The following is a 19,738-nucleotide window of genomic DNA, read 5'->3' on the forward strand; positions in this document are numbered from 1 at the left end:
AAGAATAGTAGATGCCAACGCACTGACCGACGCTCAGGATACATGTGATGAACGCAGCACCCTCCCCCGATGACGCCCAAGCCCTGATCGCCCGGACCGACTGGAGCCGCACGCCGTTGGGCGCAGCGGGCACCTGGCCGCAGAGCCTGCGCACCGCGGTGGACATCGTGATTCACTCGCCGATGCCGATGCTGCTGATGTGGGGGCCGCAGCTCACGCAGATCTACAACAATGGCTTTGCGATGCTCGCCGGGAGCAAGCATCCGCACGCTTTCGGACAGCCGGCGCACCTTATATGGCCAGAACTTCAGGACTTTACCGACCCGATTTATCGAGCCGTCCTACAAGGCCAGGTGCGTACCTACAGCGAACGACGATTTACCCTGCAACGTGAAGGCAGGGAATCCGACTTCTGGCTGGACCTGACCTACAGCCCCATCCGCGATGAAAATACGCACGTGGCGGGGATTCTGGTGACGGCTATCGAAACCAACGAGCGCCGACGCATCGCCCTCGAACTGCAACGCCGCTCCGAAGAAAGCCTCAAGGCCCAGCGCGATACCGAGGAACGCCTGCAACTGGCACTGGCCGCCACCGATGCGGTCGGCACCTGGGATTGGGATATCGGCGAAGACCGCTTCATTGCCGACGCGCATTTCGCGCAATTGCACGGCATCGACCCGGCGCTGGCCAGCCTGTTGCCAATCAGCGATTACCTGCAAGGCGTGCATCCCGAAGACCGCGCCCTGATCGCCCGCAGCATCAAGCATTGCATCACCCACGGCACCGAGTACGCCGAGGAATATCGCTTGCTGAAAGCCGACGGAGAGCTGCGTTGGGTGTTTGCCCGGGGCCGCTGTTACAAGGATCACCACGGGCGACCAGTGCGCTTCCTCGGCGCCGCGCTGGACCTGACCGAGCGCAAGCACACCGAACAGGCGCTGCGCCAGAGCCAGACGGAATTGCAGCTCATCATCAATGCAATGCCGATCCTCATCAGTTACGTCGACCACGAAGAGCGCTTTCGCCTGAACAACGCGGCGTATCTGGACTGGTATGGCCTCACACCGCAGGAACTGTATGGCCGCACCATTCGCGAAGTGATCGGCGAAGAAGCCTACTTCCTGCGCGCGCCGTATATTGCCGAGGCGCTGGCCGGGCGGCCGTGCTCGTTCAGCCTGTACACCCCGCATCGCGACGGCAGCAACCGCCATGCGCTGATGAATTACCTGCCGCGCCACGGCGCCGACGGCGCAGTCAACGGCTTCTATATTTTCGTGATCGACGAATCCGAACGGAAGAAGACCGAAGAAGCGCTGCGCAATCTCAATGAAACCCTGGAAGAACGGGTCAGCGCCCGTACCGAACAACTGGCCCAGGCCAATCAACGCCTGCAGAACGAGATGTTCGAACGCGAGCGTGCCGAAGACGCGCTGCGCCATGCGCAAAAGATGGAAGCGGTCGGCCAGCTCACCGGCGGTATCGCCCACGACTTCAACAACATGCTCACCGGAATCATCGGCAGCCTCGACCTGATGCAGCGTTACATCGCCGACGGCCGCGCCGATGAAATCGGCCGTTTCACCGAAGCGGCGGTGTCGTCGGCCAACCGAGCGGCCGCGCTGACCCATCGCTTGCTGGCGTTCTCGCGCCGGCAATCGCTGGACCGCAAGACCCTCAACGTCAACGAACTGATTCATTCGCTGGAAGATTTGATCCGCCGCACCAAGGGCGACCCGATCGAACTCACGCTGCGCCTGGCCGACGATGTCTGGCCGATCAGCACCGACGTCAGCCAACTGGAAAATGCCTTGCTCAACCTCGTGATCAACGCCCGCGACGCCATGCCCGATGGCGGCGAGCTACTGATCGAAACCGCCAACGTCTACCTCGACGGCAACGACATCACCACCCTCGAACCGGTCAAGGCCGGCGACTACCTGATGCTGGCGGTCAGCGACAACGGCACCGGCATGACGCCGTCGGTGCGCGCCAAGGCGTTCGATCCGTTCTTCACCACCAAACCGATCGGCCAGGGCACCGGGCTCGGGCTGTCGATGATATATGGTTTCGCCCAGCAGTCAGGCGGGCATGTCAGCCTCGACAGTCTGCCGAATCAGGGCACTTGTGTGCGCTTGTACTTGCCGCGTCTGAACCTGCTGGAACCCGAACGGCCAGTCGTGGAAACCCTCAGTGCCGCGCCGACGGCCACTTGCGGCGAAACCGTGGTGGTGGTTGAGGATGACCCGGCAGTGCGCATGCTGGTGCTCGATCTGCTCAAGGAGCTGGGTTACCTCGCCCACGAAGCCGCCGACGCCAGCGCCGCCCTGCCGCTGCTGGAATCGGAGATGCGCGTGGATCTGCTGGTGACCGACGTTGGTCTGCCGGGGATGAACGGCCGGCAACTGGCGGAAATCGCCCGCCAGCATCGTCCGGGCCTGAAAGTGCTGTTCATGACCGGTTATGCGCAGAAAGCCGCCGAGCGTCAGGGCTTTCTCGAGGACGGCATGGACATGGTGGCCAAGCCGTTTTCGATTGAAGTGCTGGCCAACAAGATCCGCGAGATGATCAACCAAACGCCGTCACTTGAGGCATAATCCCGCGCCCCGCCGTCACCCCGTTACAGGTATCGCACGATGAAAGCCCAAGCACGCCACATTCTGGTGAAAACCGCCGAAGAGGCCGAACAGCTCAAGCAACGCATTGCCAAGGGCGAAGCATTCGATGTGCTGGCGAAGAAATATTCGACCTGCCCGTCCGGCAAACGCGGCGGTGATCTGGGTGAAGTGCGGCCGGGACAGATGGTCGGTGCGATTGATGCGGTGATCTTCAAGAAGCCGCTGCGCACGGTGCATGGGCCGATCAAGAGCAAGTTCGGCTATCACCTGGTGCAGGTGTTTTTCCGCGATTGAAGGCTTTGCTTTCGGGCGTTTGTGGCGAGGGAGCTTGCTCCCGCTGGGTGGCGGAGCCGCCCCAATAAGGCTCGCGCCTGCTGCGCAGTCGAGCGGGAGCAAGCTCCCTCGCCACAAGAACACTCAGGCTTTGGGGATCAGGGCTCCCGGGAACTGGATGACCCGACTCGCCAGCCAATGCCCCGCCTGCGCCGCCTCGACCGGACTGCCTCCCAGCAAACGCCTGGCCAGATACGCCGCACTGAACGAATCCCCCGCCGCCGTCGTATCCACCACCTTCTCGACCTGCTGCGCTGGCACTTCAAACGCCTCGCCATCACAACGAATCAGACACGCCTCGGCGCCACGCTTGAGCACCACTTCCGGCGTACCGATCTGCGCGTACGCCTCGAACACCGCGTCGCAATCGGCAAAATGGAACAGCGCCTGCTCGTCATCCACGGTCAGCAATGCCAGATCGACATGCGGCAACACGCTGCGATAGGCCGCCCGCGCCTCTTCCTGTGACGCCCACAAGCGTGGCCGATAATTGTTGTCGAAGACGATCCGCGCATCGCGCTGGCGGGCTTCGATCAGGGTCTGGATCAAGCGCTCGCGGCCCTTCGCACCTAACACTGCGAGGGTGATGCCGCTGAAATACAGCACATCGTAGTCCGCCAGCGCCGCCAGAATCGGCTCGGCCGCCGGGGTGGTGAAGCAGTCGCGCACCGCCGCTTCATTGCGCCAGTAGAGGAAACGCCGCTCGCCGTTGGCGTCGGTCTGGATGCAGTACAGGCCCGGCAAACGACCGGGCAGTCGCTGCACAAGGTCCAGGCCAATGCCTTCATCGACCCAACTCTGGCACATGGCGTCGCTGAAGCTGTCGTCGCCGAGCGCGGTGACGTAATCGACCTGGGCTTTCTCGCCGAGGGCGCGGGACAGATAGACCGCCGTGTTCAAGGTGTCACCGCCGAAGCTTTGCTGGAGGCTGCCGTCGGCGCGGTGCTGGAGTTCGATCATGCACTCGCCGATCAGGGCGATGCGCGGGGTGTTCGGGCCCAGGGGGCTGAGGGTGCTCATCTTGTGCTGTCTCTGTTGATTCGCGGATGTCTGGACTGGCCTCTTCGCGAGCAAGCTCGCTCCCACAATTTGGAATGCATTCCCCTGTGGGAGCGAGCTTGCTCGCGAATGGCCACGACTCGGTCTCTTGCCCTAGAAACAGGTCTCCATACTCTCGACCACCACCAACTGCTCATCCACCAGCAACCCCACCCGCCACTTGTCGAAGGTCAGGCACGGGTGCGAGGTGCCGAAGGAAATGATATCGCCCACCCGCAATTCAACCCCCGGCGCCACGCTCATGAACGCATGCTGGTCCATCACCGCCGTCACCTTGCACGCGCCGACATCGTCGCCGACCGCCGGCAACACACCGGCCTTGTAACGCAGCAACGGCACCGGCAGCCCGGCATCGAATGCCACGTCGCGCTTGCCCAGGGCGATCACCGCGAAACCCGGTTCCGGCAGCGATTGCACGTGGGCCCAGACTTCCAGCGCCGGGCGCAAGCCTTCGTGCAGATCGCTGCGACGATCCAGCACGCAGCACTGCGCTTCCTTGTAGATGCCATGGTCATGCGCCACATAGCTGCCCGGGCGCAGCACGCAGAGGAAGCGTCCGCCGGCGTTCTGCGCTTCGAACGACTCGGCGATCAGGTCGTACCACGCCGACCCCGAGGCGGTGATGATCGGCTTGGCAATGGCAAACGCGCCGCTGTCCTGCAACTGCACCGCCAGGCGCACCAGCGACGCGGCGAATTCACGAATGCCGCTAACCGCGTGATCGCCATGGATCACCCCTTCGTAACCCTCGATGCCGGTCAGAGCCAGCGCCGGTTGCGCGTTGATCGCCTTGGCCAGTTCAATTACTTCCTGTTCGCTGCGGCAACCGCAACGGCCACCGACCACGCCGTACTCGATCATCACGTTCAATTTGACCCCGCGCGAAGCGAAGTAGGCGCCGAGAGCGGCGACGTTGTCCGGGTGATCGACCATGCAGTAGAAATCGAAATCCGGGTCTGCCAACAGATCGGCGATCAGCGCCATGTTCGGCGTGCCGACCAGTTGGTTGGCCATCAACACCCGGCGTACACCGTGGGCGTATGCGGCGCGAGTCTGGGTGGCGCTGGCGAGGGTGATGCCCCACGCTCCGGCATCGAGCTGACGCTGGAACAGCGCCGGGGTCATGCTGGTTTTGCCGTGGGGCGCGAGCTCGGCGCCGCTGTCGCTGACGAACTTCTGCATCCAGCGAACGTTGTGCTCCAGCGCCTCGCGGTGCAACACCAGCGCCGGCAGGCTGACGTCGCGCACAAGGTGCGCGCCAACGGCAGCGTCGCCCTTTTCCACAGCGGTATTGATGGCAGTCGTCATGGTCAAACTCCTCGCATTCAGTCGCGGCCGCAAACAGCCGCGGTTATTCGTTGATGCGCCGGGCGAGGCTGTTGGCGCTCTCGATCAGCACCCGGCGGTAGTCGTCGTAATTGTTCTTTGCATCGGCCCGTGGGGCGACGATGCACAGGGTGCAGATGGCGATGCCACTGGGGTCTTTGACCGGAGCAGCAAAGCAATGGGTGAAGGTGTCGGCCACGCTGTCGAACGAGAAGAAACCGTCGATGCCGGCCTGGCGGATCTCCGCCAGAAAGCGTTCCAGCGGCAGGCGTTCGCCGTCGGGCAGGATGTAGTCGTCCTCGTCGATCAGGTCGATGATCTGCTGGTCGCTCAAATGCGCCAGCAGCAGGCGTCCGGACGCGGTCCACGGGATCGGCGCGTTTTCGCCGATGTCGGACGAAATGCGGAAATGCCGCTCGCCCTCCTTCATCAGCGCCACCGTGTATTTGCGCCCGTTGAGCAGGCACATCTGCGCGGTTTCCCGGGTCTGGCTGACGATCTCCTGCAAGGCGTGATCGGCCTCGCGACTGAGGTCGAAATGGCGCAGGTGCGCTTGCCCGAGGAAATACAACTGGCGACCGAGATAGACGTGACCGTCCTTGCCCACCGGCTCCAGAATCCGTCGTTCCAGCAGCGACGCCACCAGTTCGTAGACCGTGGATTTCGGGCTGCCGATGCCATTGGCAATGTCGTTCGGACGCAGCGGCTGGCCGATTTCCTTGAGGAAGTCGAGGATATCGAACGCCCGGTCCAGACCGCGGGCCCGACGTTTGATGGTGTCTTCGGTCATGTCAGTACTCACTCAAAATGCCTCTGTAGGAGCTGCCGCAGGCTGCGATCTTTTGATCTTGCCTTCGTGGTGCATCCAAAATTGCCAAAAGATCGCAGCCTTCGGCAGCTCCTACAAGAGCCGGCGACAATCAGGCCTTTTTCTTGTACGCGATGCAATCGATCTCGACCTTGCAATCAACCATCATGCTCGCCTGCACACAGGCCCGTGCCGGAGCGTGTTCCGGTTTGAAGTACTCGCCGAAAACCTTGTTGAAACTGCTGAAATCCCGTGGATCGTCCAGCCATACGCCGGCGCGCACCACGTCCTCCAGGCCATAACCGGCCTCTTCGAGAATCGCGATCAGGTTTTTCATGGTCTGGTGGGTCTGCTCGACGATGCCGCCAACGATGATCTCGCCATCCACCGCCGGCACCTGGCCGGACACGTGCAGCCAGCCATCCGCTTCAACGGCACGCGCGAAGGGACGTGGTTGACCGCCAGCGGCGGTGCTGCCGGTGCCGTATCGAGTAATGCTCATGGGTACTTCTCCTGATTTACAAAGCAAAAATTAGAACCGCGTGCTCTTGAGAAACTCAGCCAGACGCGGTGATTGCGGGCGTTCGAACAGTTCCTTGGGAGGTCCCTGCTCTTCGATTCGCCCCTGATTCATGAACACGATCTTGTCCGAAACCTCGAAGGCGAAACGCATTTCGTGGGTCACCAGCAACATGGTCATGCCGTCTTCGGCCAGGCCCTTGATCACGTTCAACACTTCACCGACCAACTCCGGATCGAGGGCCGAGGTGACTTCGTCGAACAGCATCAGGCTGGGGTTCATCGCAATCGCCCGGGCAATCGCCACACGCTGTTGCTGACCACCGGACAACTGCCCGGGAAAGTGATTGCGCCGCTCCAGCAGGCCGACCCGCTCCAGCCATTTTTCGGCCAGCACCACGGCTTGGTCCTTGTGCATTTTCTTCACCTTGAGCAGACCGAGGGTGACGTTCTGCAAGGCGGTCAGATGCGGGAACAGGTTGAACTGCTGGAAGGCCATGCCGGTCATGGCGCGATGGCGGGCGATGACTTTTTCCGCATGACGCACGCGTTTGCCGCCGACCTCGTCATAGCCGATGGACTCGCCATCAAGCAGAATCTGCCCGCCCTGAAACTCTTCGAGCATGTTCACGCAGCGCAGCAAGGTGGTCTTGCCCGAACCGCTGGAGCCGATCAGCGTCACGACGTTGCCGCGCTGCATGCTCAGGTCGACGCCCTTGAGCACTTCGACTGCGCCGTACTGTTTGTGCAGACCACGGATGTCCAGCAGCGGCTGACCGTTCTGAACGTTGGAAACTTGAGCTTGAGTCATGGCAGGGCCACCCGCTTTTCAATGTGCCGGCCGAGTAATTCGATGCCGTAGTTGATGACGAAAAACAGAAAACCGGCGAACAGGTAGAACTCCAGAGTCATGAAGGTCCGGGCGATGATCTGTTGGGTACTGAGCAGCAGTTCGGCCACGCCGATCACCGAGAGCAAGGTCGAAGCCTTGACGATTTCGGTAGACGAGTTGACCCAGGTCGGCAGGATCTGCCGCAACGCCTGGGGCAGCAGCACATAACCGAGGGATTGATAAAACGTCAGGCCGATCGCCTTGCTCGCTTCCATCTGCCCGCGTGGCAATGCCTGCAAGGCACCGCGCACGATCTCTGCGACGTGCGAGCCGCAGAACAGCGTCAGGCCCAGCGCACCGGCCTGAAACGCGCTGATCTGCCAGCCCAGCGCCGGCGCCATGTAGAAGCAGGCCAGCACCAATACAAACACCGGCGTGCCGCGAATAATGTCGACATAAAAGCGGAACGGCGCGCGCATCCAGAACTTGCCGTAAGTCAGCACCAGACCGGTGACAACCCCGAGCAGCGTGCCGAACAGAATCGCCAGCGCCGACACCTGCACACTGGTCAGGAAGCCTTGCAGCAACGTCTCGCGTGCCACCCACAATTCATGCAACCAGCTGGGAGATTCGTACATCGCAGCCTCCTATCGGCGGATCGCCAGACGCTGCTCGAGGTAACGCAGCAGCATGGCAATGAGGTAACAGGCCGCGACATACAACGCCGTGGTCACCAGCCAGGTTTCGATCACCCGGTAGCTCTCGACGTTGATCTTGCGCGCGTAATAGGTCAGCTCCGGCACCGCAATCGCGGCGGCCAGCGAGGTGTCCTTGAACAGCGAGATGAAGTTGTTCGACAGCGCCGGCAGCACGTTGCGCAGCATCACCGGCACGGTGACGTACGCCTTGACCTGCCACTCACCGAGTCCGATTGCCAGCCCGGCTTCGCGCTGGCCTTTGGGGATGCTCAGCAAGCCGCCACGGAACACTTCGGTCAGATAGGCACCGGCATACAGCGACAGCGTGATGATGAACGAGGGAATCTTGTCCAGACGGATACCCAGGCTCGGCAAGGCAAAGTAGATCAACAGAATCAACACCAGAATCGGCGTGTTACGCACCACCGTGACGTACACCGAGGCCAGCACCCGCAAGGCGCGATGCTTCGAGAGCAAGGCAAACGCCATCAGCAGGCCGATCACGCAGCCGATGGCGATCGACACCAGCGCCAGTTCAAGGCCCAGACCGAGCCCCGCCAGCAAGGTGTCGAAATCGCGCCACACGGCAGCAAAGTTCAACTGATAGTTCATGGTCAGCAGTACCTTGAGCGGGGCGCATGCAGGCGCCCCACTCTCACGGGATCATTTGAATTCGACAGGGAAACCGATGGCCGGCGACGGCAGGTCGACACCGAACCATTGCTTGAAGGACGCCGCGTAATTCGGGAACTCGACGCCGGTCATGGCTTCATGCAGGGCGGTGTTGACGAAGTTCAGCCAGTCCTGATCGCCGCGTTTGACTGCGCAGGCGTAGGTCTGTGGGCTCCAGGCGTAGGTCGGGCTGCGGTAGCGGCCAGAGTTCTGCACCATCAGGTATTTGACCGACGACTGATCGGTCGCAGCGGCATCGGCGCGACCGGAGTTCACCGCCTGATACATCAGGTCGACGCTGTCGTACTGATCGACCTTGGCCTTGGGCAGCGCCTGATGCACCAATTCTTCGGCATAAACGTTTTGCAGCACGGCCACGGTAACGCTGTCGCCAGCGGCCTGCAGGTCCTCGATTTCCTTGTACTTGCTGTTGGCTGGCAGCAGCAGGCCAACACCTTCGCGGTAGTACGGCAGGGTGAACGCCACTTGTTGCGCACGGCTGGCAGTGACGGTGATGAACTGGCAGCTCATGTCGACCTTGTCGGTCAGCAGATTGGGAATTCGCGCGTCGGACGACTGCACGACGAACTCGACCTTGTCCGGGTCATTGAACAGTCCTTTGGCCACCATCCTGGCGATATCAATGTCAAAACCCTGCAACTTGCCATCCGCCCCTTGGAAGTGCCACGGCGCATTGGTGCTGCCGGTGCCCACGATCAACTTGCCACGGGCCAGAACACTGTCGAGTTTGCTGTCGGCTGCCTGGGCCACGCCCATCACAGCGGACGAAGCCGCAAGAACAAAAACACACGCTTTGAACAACGAAGGACGGCGATGCATGGCAAGCACTCCAGATGATGTTTATTCCGCTATACCGGAACACGGTTTGTTACTACGGAATAGACAGCAGAAAGTGTGCCACAGGAAGCGGTGACCGTCTCATAGATAAAAACGTACTTTGAATCAGTGAGTTACATTTTGGAGATAAACTGGGTACGCGGACGCAGGGAAATCCAGCGCTACGATTGGCAACAAAGTTGGGCATTGGTGACACGTTTGGTGAGCACTCAGCACCCTTTCGGTGTTGCCGGGATCGGATTGGATTGAATCCGATCCCGACGAGCTCTTTTATGTGAGAATCAGCTTCTTACCCTGCGCTTCATTCGTTAAGGGTCAAGAAATCTGAACGAGCTTGATCTTGCGAAACTTCCCGCCGGCCTGGTGCCCATTCATCCCCAACGAAAACCAATCCTTTTTACCATCTGCAACTTTAGTAACCTCAAACTCGATTGCGGTGTGCGAGTAATCCCTCCCAGGCTGAATTTTTAGTTCTTGCCGGTAACCCGTCATCTCCAGAGCCAGATTCACGTAGGTCTCGGAAGCCTCGCGAAAAAGAGATTCAAAGCTCAGACGGTACTTGCCGATTTCCAATTCCACTGTTTGGCTCACCAAGACACCCCACTTTACATGACAATAACCGTCACGGAACTCGGCCTTCGCTTTTAGATTGTGAATGGGTTTATAAATTTGCCAGTGCTTTTCGCCTTGAGAAAAATCACCATTGAGAATCAGATTTTCTGCACTCATATTTGCAATTCCTTTCATTGAGTCGAACACCTCCGTGCGTCATCGGGAATCAATGTGCTCAGGAAGCGGCTCATTCATTCAACGCTCAAAAAAGTATTCGCACACCTGTCAGGTCTGACAGTAGACACGCTTTGGTTTCTGCTCTTAACTTTCGAAATCGTTCTCGGATGGTCACTGAAAAGGAGATAACAGTGAGCACGATGACCACGTCTTCCCGCTTGGCTCCGATCTACCGCAAAGCCCTGAAAACCTGGCGTCCGGTGATCCTGTACTTCGCCAACGAACACTGCCCCGCCTGCGAATGGGCCGGGCCGGTGTTTCGCGAGGTGGCCGAGCCGTATCGGCTGCGGGCCAACATTTACATGCTCAATACCCGTGAGTCGCCGCGTCATCCGCTGGTTACCGGCACGCCGACCGTGCTGTTCTATAAGAACGGCAAACTCATGAAGAAGCTCAAAGGCATCGGCACGGCAGAAACATTAAGTGAAGATTTCGCCCGACACATCGGCAGAACCAAAGCGCCTGCCCTGGCCCGCCAGCCACAGCATGATCTGCTCTGGCTGCGTCATACCCTGCGTACCCTCTGCACCCTCCCTCGCCCACGTCAGCGGAACTTTTGCTGAAAGTGCCACCTAAGTGCCATTCAATCGATGGCACTTTCGTTCCAAATCATCGGTAACACACAAGCCTCGCGCCGGATTGGACAAGCTCCCTTCCGGCTGCTTTTCTTTATTTCTCAGCAAGAGAACACACGCTCGCGGCGTTTTCGCCCGGCGTTGCCATGTCCCAGGAGGGGTCAATGTCTTTCAAAGTCATGATGGTTTTCGGTACTCGTCCGGAGGCCATCAAAATGGCCCCGTTGGCCCGGGTTCTGCGTCAGTGGCCTGACATCCAACTGAACATCTGTTCCACCGGCCAGCATCGGGAGATGCTCACCCAGGTGCTCGACGCCTTTGAACTGACGGTCGACGAAGACCTGCAAGTAATGACTCAGGGCCAGACCATCAACGGCCTCTCGCAGAATCTGCTCGGACAGCTCGACCAGGCCTACGAACGCATCAAACCGGACATCGTGCTGGTACACGGTGACACCACTACCAGCTTCATCGCCGCCCTCGCCGCGTTCAATCGCCAATTGTCGATCGGCCACGTCGAAGCGGGCCTGCGCACCGGCAACCTGCGCGCCCCCTGGCCGGAGGAAGCCAATCGGCGTCTGACCGGGGTGATCGCCGACCTGCATTTCCCGCCGACCTCAAAGACAGCCGCCAATCTCCTGCGCGAAGGCGTGCCCGAGGACAACATCGAGATCACCGGCAATACCGTGATCGATGCCTTGCTGTGGATGCGCGATCACCAGCAGCAAACCCACTGGCAGCCCGCCGCCGACTCGCCGCTGGCTGTACTCGATGATCAACGCCGGATGATCCTGATCACCAGCCATCGCCGGGAAAACATCGGCGATGGCTTTCGCAACATCTGTCAGGCGCTGGCCGAACTCGCCGAGCGTTACCCGCAAGTACAGTTTGTCTACCCGGTACACCTCAACCCGCTGGTGCAGGAAGTGGTGTATGGCACGCTCTCGGACAAACCCAACATCTACCTGATCGCCCCGCAGGACTACCCGAACTTCGTGTGGCTGATGGGCCGAGCGCATTTCATCCTCACCGATTCCGGCGGCGTGCAGGAGGAGGCTCCGGCCATCGGCAAACCACTACTGGTGCTGCGCGATGTGACCGAACGGCCATCCGTGCTGGAAAGCGGCACCATGCTGCTGGTCGGCACCGACAAGGCCCGTATCGTCAAGGAGGCCAGCCAGTTGCTGGACGACAAGGACACCTACACCCGCATGAGCCGCGTGCACTTTCCCTACGGCGACGGCCACGCCAGCGAACTGATCGCCACCCGCCTCCACGCCTGGCTGAGCGCTCGCTCGGCGGCGGGTACCGACGTATGAGTCTGGGTTGGGTCGACTTCTTTGCGTACGTGCTGTTTGCTCTTAAATATGTGGCGATTGGCCTCGCCCTGTTGATGTTCATCCTCGGTCTGGATGACCTGTTCATCGACCTGGTCTACTGGTTCCGCAAGCTGATCCGACGCTGGCGGATCTACGAAAAATTCGAGCGCGCCGACGAACAGCGGCTCTACACCATTCCCGAAAAGCCGCTGGCAATCATGGTACCGGCGTGGAATGAAGTCGGTGTGGTCGGCGAAATGGCACGGCTGGCCGCCTCGACCATCGATTACGAGAACTATCAGATTTTCGTCGGCACCTACCCCAACGACGCCGAAACCCAGGCCGACGTCGACGCGGTCTGCCAGCACTACCCCAACGTGCACAAAGTGGTCTGCGCCCGCCCCGGCCCGACCAGCAAGGCCGACTGCCTGAACAACATCATCGACGCGATCCTGCGCTTTGAAAGCGAGGCGAAAATCCAGTTCGCCGGCTTCATCCTGCACGACGCCGAAGACGTGATTTCGCCGATGGAATTGCGCCTGTTCAACTATCTGCTGCCGAACAAGGACCTGATTCAGATCCCGGTCTACCCCTACGCCCCCGAATGGAAAGGTTTTACCGCCGGGCACTATGTCGACGAGTTCGCCGAGAACCACGGCAAAGACGTCATCGTCCGCGAAGCGCTGACCGGCCAGGTGCCGAGCGCCGGGGTCGGCACCTGCTTCAGTCGCAAGGCGATCAGCGCCCTGCTCGAAGACGGCGACGGCATCGCCTTCGATGTGCAGAGTCTCACCGAGGACTACGACATCGGCTTCCGCCTGAAGCAAAAAGGCATGAAGTGCATCTTTGCCCGTTACTCGGTCAGCGATCCGAAACTGGCACTGGAGCAACCGTGGGTGCTCGGCATGAACCGCGAGTTCTCCCAAGTGATCTGCGTGCGCGAGCATTTTCCTCGCGATCTGCAACATGCGATCCGGCAGAAATCGCGCTGGATCGTCGGCATCGTCTTTCAGGGCACCAAGAACCTCGGCTGGAGCCGCAAGGGCCTGCTCAACTACTTCCTGTGGCGTGACCGACGCGGGCTGATTGCCTACATGTTGAGTTTTCTGGTCAACCTGCTGTTCGTGGTGCTGATCGCGATGTGGCTGATTACGGTGATTTCGCCCGACTCGTGGCGCTATCCATCGATTCTCTCCGACAGCTCGCTGCTCTCGGTATTGCTCTGGCTCAACGGCTTCATGCTGCTCAACCGGCTGTTCCAGCGTGGCTGGTTCGTTACCCGTTATTACGGGCTGGTGGAAGGTCTGCTCTCGGCACCCCGCATGATGTGGAGCAACTTCGTCAACTTCTTCGCCAACCTGCGCGCGCTGCGCCAGGTCATGGAGATGGGCGATTCGCGGCGCGTAGCCTGGGACAAGACAACCCACGAATTTCCGGCATTGACCAAGCCCCAGCGTACCCCCTTGGGTCACCGACTGGTGGATAAAGGCCTGCTCACCGAAGAGCAACTCGAAGCCGCGATCACCAGCCCCGTGCGTCGCCGTCTGGGCCGTGAACTGCTGCTGCGTGAGTACATCAACAGCACCCAACTGGTGCAAGAACTGGCCGAACAGCTCGACCTGGAATGGGCACCGCTCAATCCGTTCAAGCTCGATAAACGTCTGATCGAAGCCGTGCCGCGCCGGGTTGCGACCCACTACGGCGTGCTGCCGGTCGCCGAGGAAGGCGAGACTCTGGTGCTGGCCTCCGAAGGTCCGGTCAGCCAGGTTTCGCTCGGCGCAATCAGTCGCCAGTTGAAACGCCCGGTGCGCTGCCGACTGGCACCGCAAGGCCGGGTAACGCTGGGGATTCGCTACTGGTACGCCAGCCCCCGGCAAAGTGAGGAAGTGCGTCACATGCTGCAAGTGCTTGAGCGCCATCAGGACGACGAAGCTCTGCTGGAACGGGTGAGCCGCCATCAGGTGTTGCTTGGCAACCTGCTGCAGGTGCGCGGCATGGTGCCGCCGACCCTGTTCAATCAGGCGCTGATCGACTTCGATGCGGACAAGATGTCCCTCGGCGAACACCTGATTTCCCGCGGTATGATCACGGAGCAAGTGCTCCAGCAAGCCCTGACCGACCAGGCCAGTGAACAACAAGCGGCTTACCGCATCGTCCGGGAGGTCGCATGAAACCTGTACATCGTCACACCTTGCTGATGGGCAGCCTGTTGCTCGGCCTGAGCAGCGCCTACCCGCTGCACGCCGCGCCGCTGAGCGACTTTGAACAGTTCCGCAGCTACCCCTACATGGATCGCAGCTACCGCGAAGCCAAAAAAGGCAACTGGAAAGAAGTCGAACGGCTGATGCGCCACCTGCTGGAAAAGGTCCCGAAGAACGACGAAGCGCGGGCGTTGCTGGTGGAATCGCTGGCTAAACAGCGGCGTTACAAGGACGCCGTCGTAGCCTTGCCGGCCAATGACAGCGAAGCGACGCTGGACTTGCGTCTGACCTGGATCGAACAGGATCCGCCGAGCAGCACTCAGGTCGAGCAATGGATGGCGACCAGCGACCTCAACGACCGCGTGCGCCTGTGGCAGGCCTACAGCCTGAGCCTGGCCAAATTCGGCGGTGCGGCGAAGGCCCACGACTGGCTGGCGCAACTGGCGCCCAAGGGCGACGACAACATTTTGCGTCTGGCCCGCGCCAACTGGTCCGAGCAACTGCGCGACTGGAGCGGCACCATCGAGCAACTGGCGCCGCTCGCGGCGCGCAACCAACTGGATGCCGAGGGCTGGCAACGTCTGGCCAACGCCTATGTGCAGCGACTTGACGAAAAACCGCTGCAACAACTGCTGCAACAGGCCCCAGGTCCTGCGGCCGCGCGCAAGGTGCGCCTGGCGATGGTCGATCGCGCCATCGCCATGGGCCACGATCAACAGGCTCAGCGCTGGCTGCAGTCGCTGCCTGCAGAGGATCTGGCAGATCCGGCGCAACGCCAGCGGCTGTGGGAACTGGCACGCCAGACCGACGATGTGCCCAGCGTTCAACGCCTGAGCAACGACCTGCAGCGCCCCTGCCTGGAAACCGCCGACTGGTTGTCGCGTCACGACCCTGAAGCCGCACTGACACAACTGCGCAGTTGCCAGCCAAGCGATGATCCACAAGCGTGGCTGGTGCTCGCCCAGCGCCTGCAAGCCACCGATCTGCTGCAGAGCACGACGTTGCCGCAACCGTGGGAGAGTCGGCGACAGGCGCAACTGCTCGATGTCTGGCAGGAACAGGGCCAGAGCAGCAAGGTCATGGTCTGGCTCGCCGGGCAGCCACAGACCCCGGCGGTGGTCAAACGCCGCGCGCAACTGGCCCAAACCATGGGGCGTCGCACCGAGGAGCAAACGCTGTGGGAATACCACTACCGTCAGACCGGCGATCTGGCGTCGCTGAATCAGGCCAGTTTCCTCTCACTCGACAGCGGTGATCGTGCCCACGCGCAGGAACTGCTGGAAAACGCCTATGACCGCTTCGGCGCACGCCTGCCAGGCAGCGCGCTGCAGCGTCTGGCCGGAATCTATGCGTCAGCCAAAGAGACCACACCCGCACAACAGCAACGAATGGCGTCACTGATCCGTCATATCGACGGTGCCACTCGCGGCCAATTGCTTGCGCAGCTGGCAGAAAACGGTCAGTGCGATGCCGTGCAGCAAGCGCTTGGCAATCACCCGCAAGCCGCTGGCGATTATCGTGCGCTCGGCCGTTGCGCCATGCCGGATCGCCCCGGTGAAGCGGTGGTTTATTACCAGCAAGCAGAAAAACTCGGGGATCACAGCAGCCGTTTGCCATTGGCCTACGCACTGGAAGCTGCGGGCGATTCCGCAGGTGCCTTGGCGATCTGGCGCAGCATTCCTGCCGCCGAACTCAGCGACAACGCCCGTCTGACCGCCAGCCGTAGCGCGCTGAATGCCGATGACAGCCAGACCGCCGAGGGTTACTGGCAACAAAGCAAGGCACGCGGCGCCAATGAATGGGCACTCGGTGCGGCGATTGCCGATGCCCGAGGCGACCACGCCCAAGCCTTGCAACGCCAGCGTCAGGCTTTGCAGCAGGCACCGGATGCCGGGCATTTCTATGCCGCGTCCGTCACCGCACAAAAGGCCGGCGATCTGGCGCAAAGCAATGCGTGGCTCGCGGAAGCGGTACGCCGTGAGCCGGACAACCCGCGTTACCGCGCCGATTACGGTATGCGCCTGTCCGGCGCGCCGACTCGCGAAGAACGCGCCCGGGCGATTCCGTACCTGCAGCAAGCCACCCGGGATTTCCCTGAGGATTACCGTCTCGGCGAAACTTTGGCCTGGCGCTATGACGAAGTCGAAGACAGCGCCTCGGCACGCAAGGAGCTGCGTCGGGTCATTGATCTGGAGCAGAACCCTGTGGCCGCCGACGATGAAGACGGCAGCATGGAAGCCCGGCGCTACCGCCAGCGTCGTGCCCACGAAACCCTGTCACGGCGGGACAGTTTCACCCTTGCCAGCACCTGGTCGCCGGCCGGGGTCTCGACCAACGACTTCCTACGCGACGACAACAGCAAAGGCACGCGCCGCAGTGCCAGCTCGCAGAACGTGCAAGTGGCGATGTGGGACCACGCGCTGGGCGAAGAACCGAGTCGCGCGGGCAGTACGCTGTCGGTCTACGGGCGGGTATTGCTCGGTGGTCAGAGCCGCTCCAGCTACGCTGAATCCGCTGCGGCGGGCGTCGGCCTGCGCTACAAGCCGTGGGGTACGCAAAACATCAACCTCTACGCTGAAATCTACAAGCAGAGCCAGTTCGACGAGCAGGACAATCACGGCCTGAGCCTTGGGCAGACGATCAATCCGCACAAGCTCTCGGATCAACTCGACGATCATCGTCAGGACGGCCACACCACCACCGACTACCTGCTGCGCGCCACTGCCTCGTTCCTCGATCAGGGCCAGTACCGCAATGACTGGCGCGTCGATGAAAGCGACTGGGATGAGCGTTTTCTCTACCTGGATGCCGCGTGGTGGACCAAGGCTGGCGACCATCAGTGGCTGTCGCGTTTCCAGCAAGGGCATGCGTGGAAGCTGCCGTCCAACGCCGCACAGACGATCATGCCGTATGGCTTCCTCGAGTTTGCCAGTCAGGACCCGAGCAACGACTGGCGTCAGGATCTGCGCACCGGGGTCGGTCTGCGCTGGCAATGGTGGTACGACGATGATCGTTACAACGCTTACCGCTCGAAACTGACGGTGCGCACCGAGTACCAGCAATCGCTGGGCGGCAATCTGTATGACGGTGGCAACGGTGTGTTGCTGGGCGTGGAGTGGAATTTCTGATGGCGCGCTGGATGATGTTTTTCTGTCTGCTGCTTGGCGCAGTTGTCGTGCGTGCCGACGAGCGCGTGTTTTATCAACCGCTGAATGTCGATGCCAGCCTCAGTCAGGCTCAGTGGCAGCAAATCTGGCGAGACACTGCGCGTCAGGGTGCCCGCAGCGTGATCGTGCAGTGGACAGCCTATGGTGATTCGGACTTTGGCGGTGCCAACGGCTGGCTCGCCAACAGCCTGCAGCTGGCGCAACAACAAGGCTTGCAAGTGGTGCTCGGGTTGAAGATGGACCCGGCGTACTACCAGTGCATCGACGAACTCGACAGTGCCGGCCTCGGCACCTACTGGCAGGCCCAGTTGGGCCAGTCACTGGCGCAACAGCAAAAACTGCGCAGGGACTGGAAGCTGCCAGTCAGTGGCTGGTATCTGCCACTGGAGCTGGACGACTTGCACTTCCTGGCGACAGATCGCCGAGCCACATTGCAACGCCAGCTCAAGGATTTCGCCAGCAAGCTCGATGCGCCGTTGCACATCAGTGCATTCAGCGCCGGCAAACTCGCGCCGGGGGTAAACGGGCAATGGCTGGGCGAACTGAGTGCCGCCGGGATTCAGGTGTGGTGGCAGGATGGCGCCGGTACGCAGAAACTGTCGCCAGTGGTACGCAACGGCTATACCAATGCACTGCCCTGCTCCGTGGGCATCGTGCGCGAGGCGTTTCGGCAGGTCAGTGCCGAGGGACAGGCCTTTCGTGCCGAACCTGCGCCGCCCGATGCGACCTCCACAGGCTGCCACGCCAGCGCGGTATTTTCCCTGCGTTACCGCCCGTGGGGCCGGGTGATCCTCGACAACCAGCGCAAACAGCAAAGCAGCAATGTACAAACTCATTGAAGAGCAGGTACTGAAAAAAACCGCGCCCGCCGAGTTGCGGGCCGAGTTCATCCAGCATGAATTCGAACGGCTGCACACGTTCAGCCTGCTGATCTACGCCGCCAGTATTGCGATCTGGCTGGTGTTCGATCTGGTCGTCAGTTTTCTCGGTGAACAAGGCTTCACCTGGCGCTCGATGGCCTTCGTCACGTTCTTTGCAACGCTGACTGTGGTGCTGGGCTTCACCCGCAAGGCCCGGCATTTTGACGTGATCACGCTGCTGTTCGTACTCGGCCTTACCGTGGGCGTGCGATTGATCGTCACCGGCATCCCGCCTGCCGTTCATAGCTCCTGGCTGGTGCTCGCTGCGGCCAGCATGCTCTATAGTGTCTCGGTGCTGCCATTGAGTCGCTGGGCATTCTTTGCGACGCAGGTGATCATCTGGCTGGTCCTCAACCCGTTCATCAACACCCCCACTACCCTGATTGAGCTGCGTGGCGTGATGACTGCTTGCTACAGCGTGTTTCTCTGCTCGTTGACAATCTACACCTTTCTCAAATTGCGTGAGGCCAAGCTCTACAATTACATCATGTCCCGGCTGCTGCTGGATCAGGCCTATAACGACACGCTGACCGAAATCCCCAACCGTCGATCGTTCATGACAGTGGCGCAAAAACACCTGCAAGCGGTCCCTCGCGAGCACGACCATTACCTGGCGATGATCGACATCGACAACTTCAAGAAAGTGAATGATGTGTACGGTCACGACATCGGTGATGAAGTGCTCAAACGCGTGGCAGCCGATATCAAGTCAGTGATGGTGCACTACGATTTCGCACGTCTGGGCGGCGAAGAGTTTGCGATTTACCTGACGGGTGTGCGCCGCGAGGATGTCGAGGCGCTGGCGGGCGAGTTGTGCCGGGTGGTTCGCGAGCAACCGACACAGCACCCGGTCACGATCAGCATGGGTGTGGCTCGGGTGGAAGATGGCGACACACTGAATCAGGCGCTGGTCAAGGCGGATGACGCGTTGTATGAGTCAAAGCATACGGGCAAGGATCGCTTCACTTTTCATCAATGATTTTGTGGCGCAGGACAGATTGCATTCGCGAGCAGGCTCGCTCCCACTCTGGAACAGATTCCACA

Annotated in this window: 17 protein-coding genes; 8 read left to right on the forward strand and 9 right to left on the reverse strand. The window is 60.8% G+C overall.

The genetic code is table 11. The features are described from left to right. The first annotated feature begins 47 nt into the window (after positions 1-47). Complete coding sequence (locus PMI25_RS17800) at positions 48-2,597, forward strand: PAS domain-containing hybrid sensor histidine kinase/response regulator (protein ID WP_007965109.1); 2,550 nt, start codon at positions 48-50, stop codon at positions 2,595-2,597. 39 nt (positions 2,598-2,636) lie between these two features. Beyond that, complete coding sequence (locus PMI25_RS17805; protein WP_003225447.1) at positions 2,637-2,912, forward strand: peptidylprolyl isomerase; 276 nt, start codon at positions 2,637-2,639, stop codon at positions 2,910-2,912. A gap of 123 nt (positions 2,913-3,035) precedes the next feature. Here the strand turns inward: PMI25_RS17805 and PMI25_RS17810 are convergent, their stop codons facing one another. From PMI25_RS17810 to PMI25_RS17850, 9 genes are all read right to left on the reverse strand, one after another. Beyond that, positions 3,036-3,971: a sugar kinase gene (locus tag PMI25_RS17810; protein WP_007965112.1), complete on the reverse strand. Its 936-nt coding sequence runs from the start codon at positions 3,969-3,971 to the stop codon at positions 3,036-3,038. Positions 3,972-4,103: 132 nt separating this feature from the next. Then, positions 4,104-5,318 (reverse strand): amino acid deaminase, encoded by a 1,215-nt coding sequence (locus PMI25_RS17815; RefSeq protein ID WP_007965121.1) that lies wholly within the window; start codon positions 5,316-5,318, stop codon positions 4,104-4,106. 43 nt (positions 5,319-5,361) lie between these two features. Next, positions 5,362-6,126 carry an IclR family transcriptional regulator gene (locus PMI25_RS17820; RefSeq protein WP_007965122.1) on the reverse strand — a complete coding sequence of 255 codons (765 nt, stop codon included), beginning with the start codon at positions 6,124-6,126 and terminating at the stop codon, positions 5,362-5,364. A gap of 130 nt (positions 6,127-6,256) precedes the next feature. Next, on the reverse strand, positions 6,257-6,646 hold the full coding sequence (locus PMI25_RS17825) for a RidA family protein (protein WP_007912330.1): 390 nt from the start codon (positions 6,644-6,646) through the stop codon (positions 6,257-6,259). 30 nt (positions 6,647-6,676) lie between these two features. After that, the gene (locus PMI25_RS17830) at positions 6,677-7,474 is read right to left on the reverse strand and encodes an amino acid ABC transporter ATP-binding protein (protein ID WP_007965123.1); all 798 of its coding nucleotides are present in this window, start codon (positions 7,472-7,474) and stop codon (positions 6,677-6,679) included. Further along, positions 7,471-8,133, reverse strand: coding sequence for an amino acid ABC transporter permease (locus tag PMI25_RS17835; protein WP_007965124.1), 663 nt, complete (start codon positions 8,131-8,133; stop codon positions 7,471-7,473). The genes PMI25_RS17830 and PMI25_RS17835 overlap by 4 nt, the downstream gene beginning before the upstream one ends. 9 nt (positions 8,134-8,142) lie before the next feature. Next, on the reverse strand, positions 8,143-8,805 hold the full coding sequence (locus tag PMI25_RS17840) for an amino acid ABC transporter permease (protein ID WP_003225455.1): 663 nt from the start codon (positions 8,803-8,805) through the stop codon (positions 8,143-8,145). A 51-nt stretch (positions 8,806-8,856) separates the two neighbouring features. After that, a complete protein-coding gene (locus PMI25_RS17845) occupies positions 8,857-9,705 on the reverse strand; it encodes a transporter substrate-binding domain-containing protein (protein WP_007965135.1) in 849 nt (282 codons plus the stop codon). A 333-nt stretch (positions 9,706-10,038) separates the two neighbouring features. Beyond that, the gene (locus PMI25_RS17850; RefSeq protein WP_007965137.1) at positions 10,039-10,452 is read right to left on the reverse strand and encodes a hypothetical protein; all 414 of its coding nucleotides are present in this window, start codon (positions 10,450-10,452) and stop codon (positions 10,039-10,041) included. A gap of 200 nt (positions 10,453-10,652) precedes the next feature. Between PMI25_RS17850 and PMI25_RS17855 the strand changes: the two genes are divergently transcribed. From PMI25_RS17855 to PMI25_RS17880, 6 genes are all read left to right on the forward strand, one after another. Next, positions 10,653-11,075 carry a thioredoxin family protein gene (locus PMI25_RS17855; RefSeq protein WP_045122095.1) on the forward strand — a complete coding sequence of 141 codons (423 nt, stop codon included), beginning with the start codon at positions 10,653-10,655 and terminating at the stop codon, positions 11,073-11,075. A 176-nt stretch (positions 11,076-11,251) separates the two neighbouring features. Then, complete coding sequence (wecB, locus tag PMI25_RS17860) at positions 11,252-12,406, forward strand: non-hydrolyzing UDP-N-acetylglucosamine 2-epimerase (RefSeq protein ID WP_007965141.1); 1,155 nt, start codon at positions 11,252-11,254, stop codon at positions 12,404-12,406. Continuing rightward, the gene (gene nfrB / locus PMI25_RS17865; RefSeq protein ID WP_007965143.1) at positions 12,403-14,577 is read left to right on the forward strand and encodes a cyclic di-3',5'-guanylate-activated glycosyltransferase NfrB; all 2,175 of its coding nucleotides are present in this window, start codon (positions 12,403-12,405) and stop codon (positions 14,575-14,577) included. The genes wecB and nfrB overlap by 4 nt, the downstream gene beginning before the upstream one ends. Beyond that, positions 14,574-17,735: an NfrA family protein gene (locus PMI25_RS17870; protein WP_007965145.1), complete on the forward strand. Its 3,162-nt coding sequence runs from the start codon at positions 14,574-14,576 to the stop codon at positions 17,733-17,735. The genes nfrB and PMI25_RS17870 overlap by 4 nt, the downstream gene beginning before the upstream one ends. Then, complete coding sequence (locus tag PMI25_RS17875; RefSeq protein ID WP_007965146.1) at positions 17,735-18,613, forward strand: DUF4434 family protein; 879 nt, start codon at positions 17,735-17,737, stop codon at positions 18,611-18,613. Before PMI25_RS17870 ends, PMI25_RS17875 begins: the two co-directional genes overlap by 1 nt. After that, a complete protein-coding gene (locus PMI25_RS17880) occupies positions 18,597-19,673 on the forward strand; it encodes a GGDEF domain-containing protein (protein ID WP_007965148.1) in 1,077 nt (358 codons plus the stop codon). Before PMI25_RS17875 ends, PMI25_RS17880 begins: the two co-directional genes overlap by 17 nt. Positions 19,674-19,738: the final 65 nt, after the last annotated feature.

This window comes from Pseudomonas sp. GM30 (assembly GCF_000282275.2).
Classification (GTDB): Bacteria; Pseudomonadota; Gammaproteobacteria; order Pseudomonadales; family Pseudomonadaceae; genus Aquipseudomonas.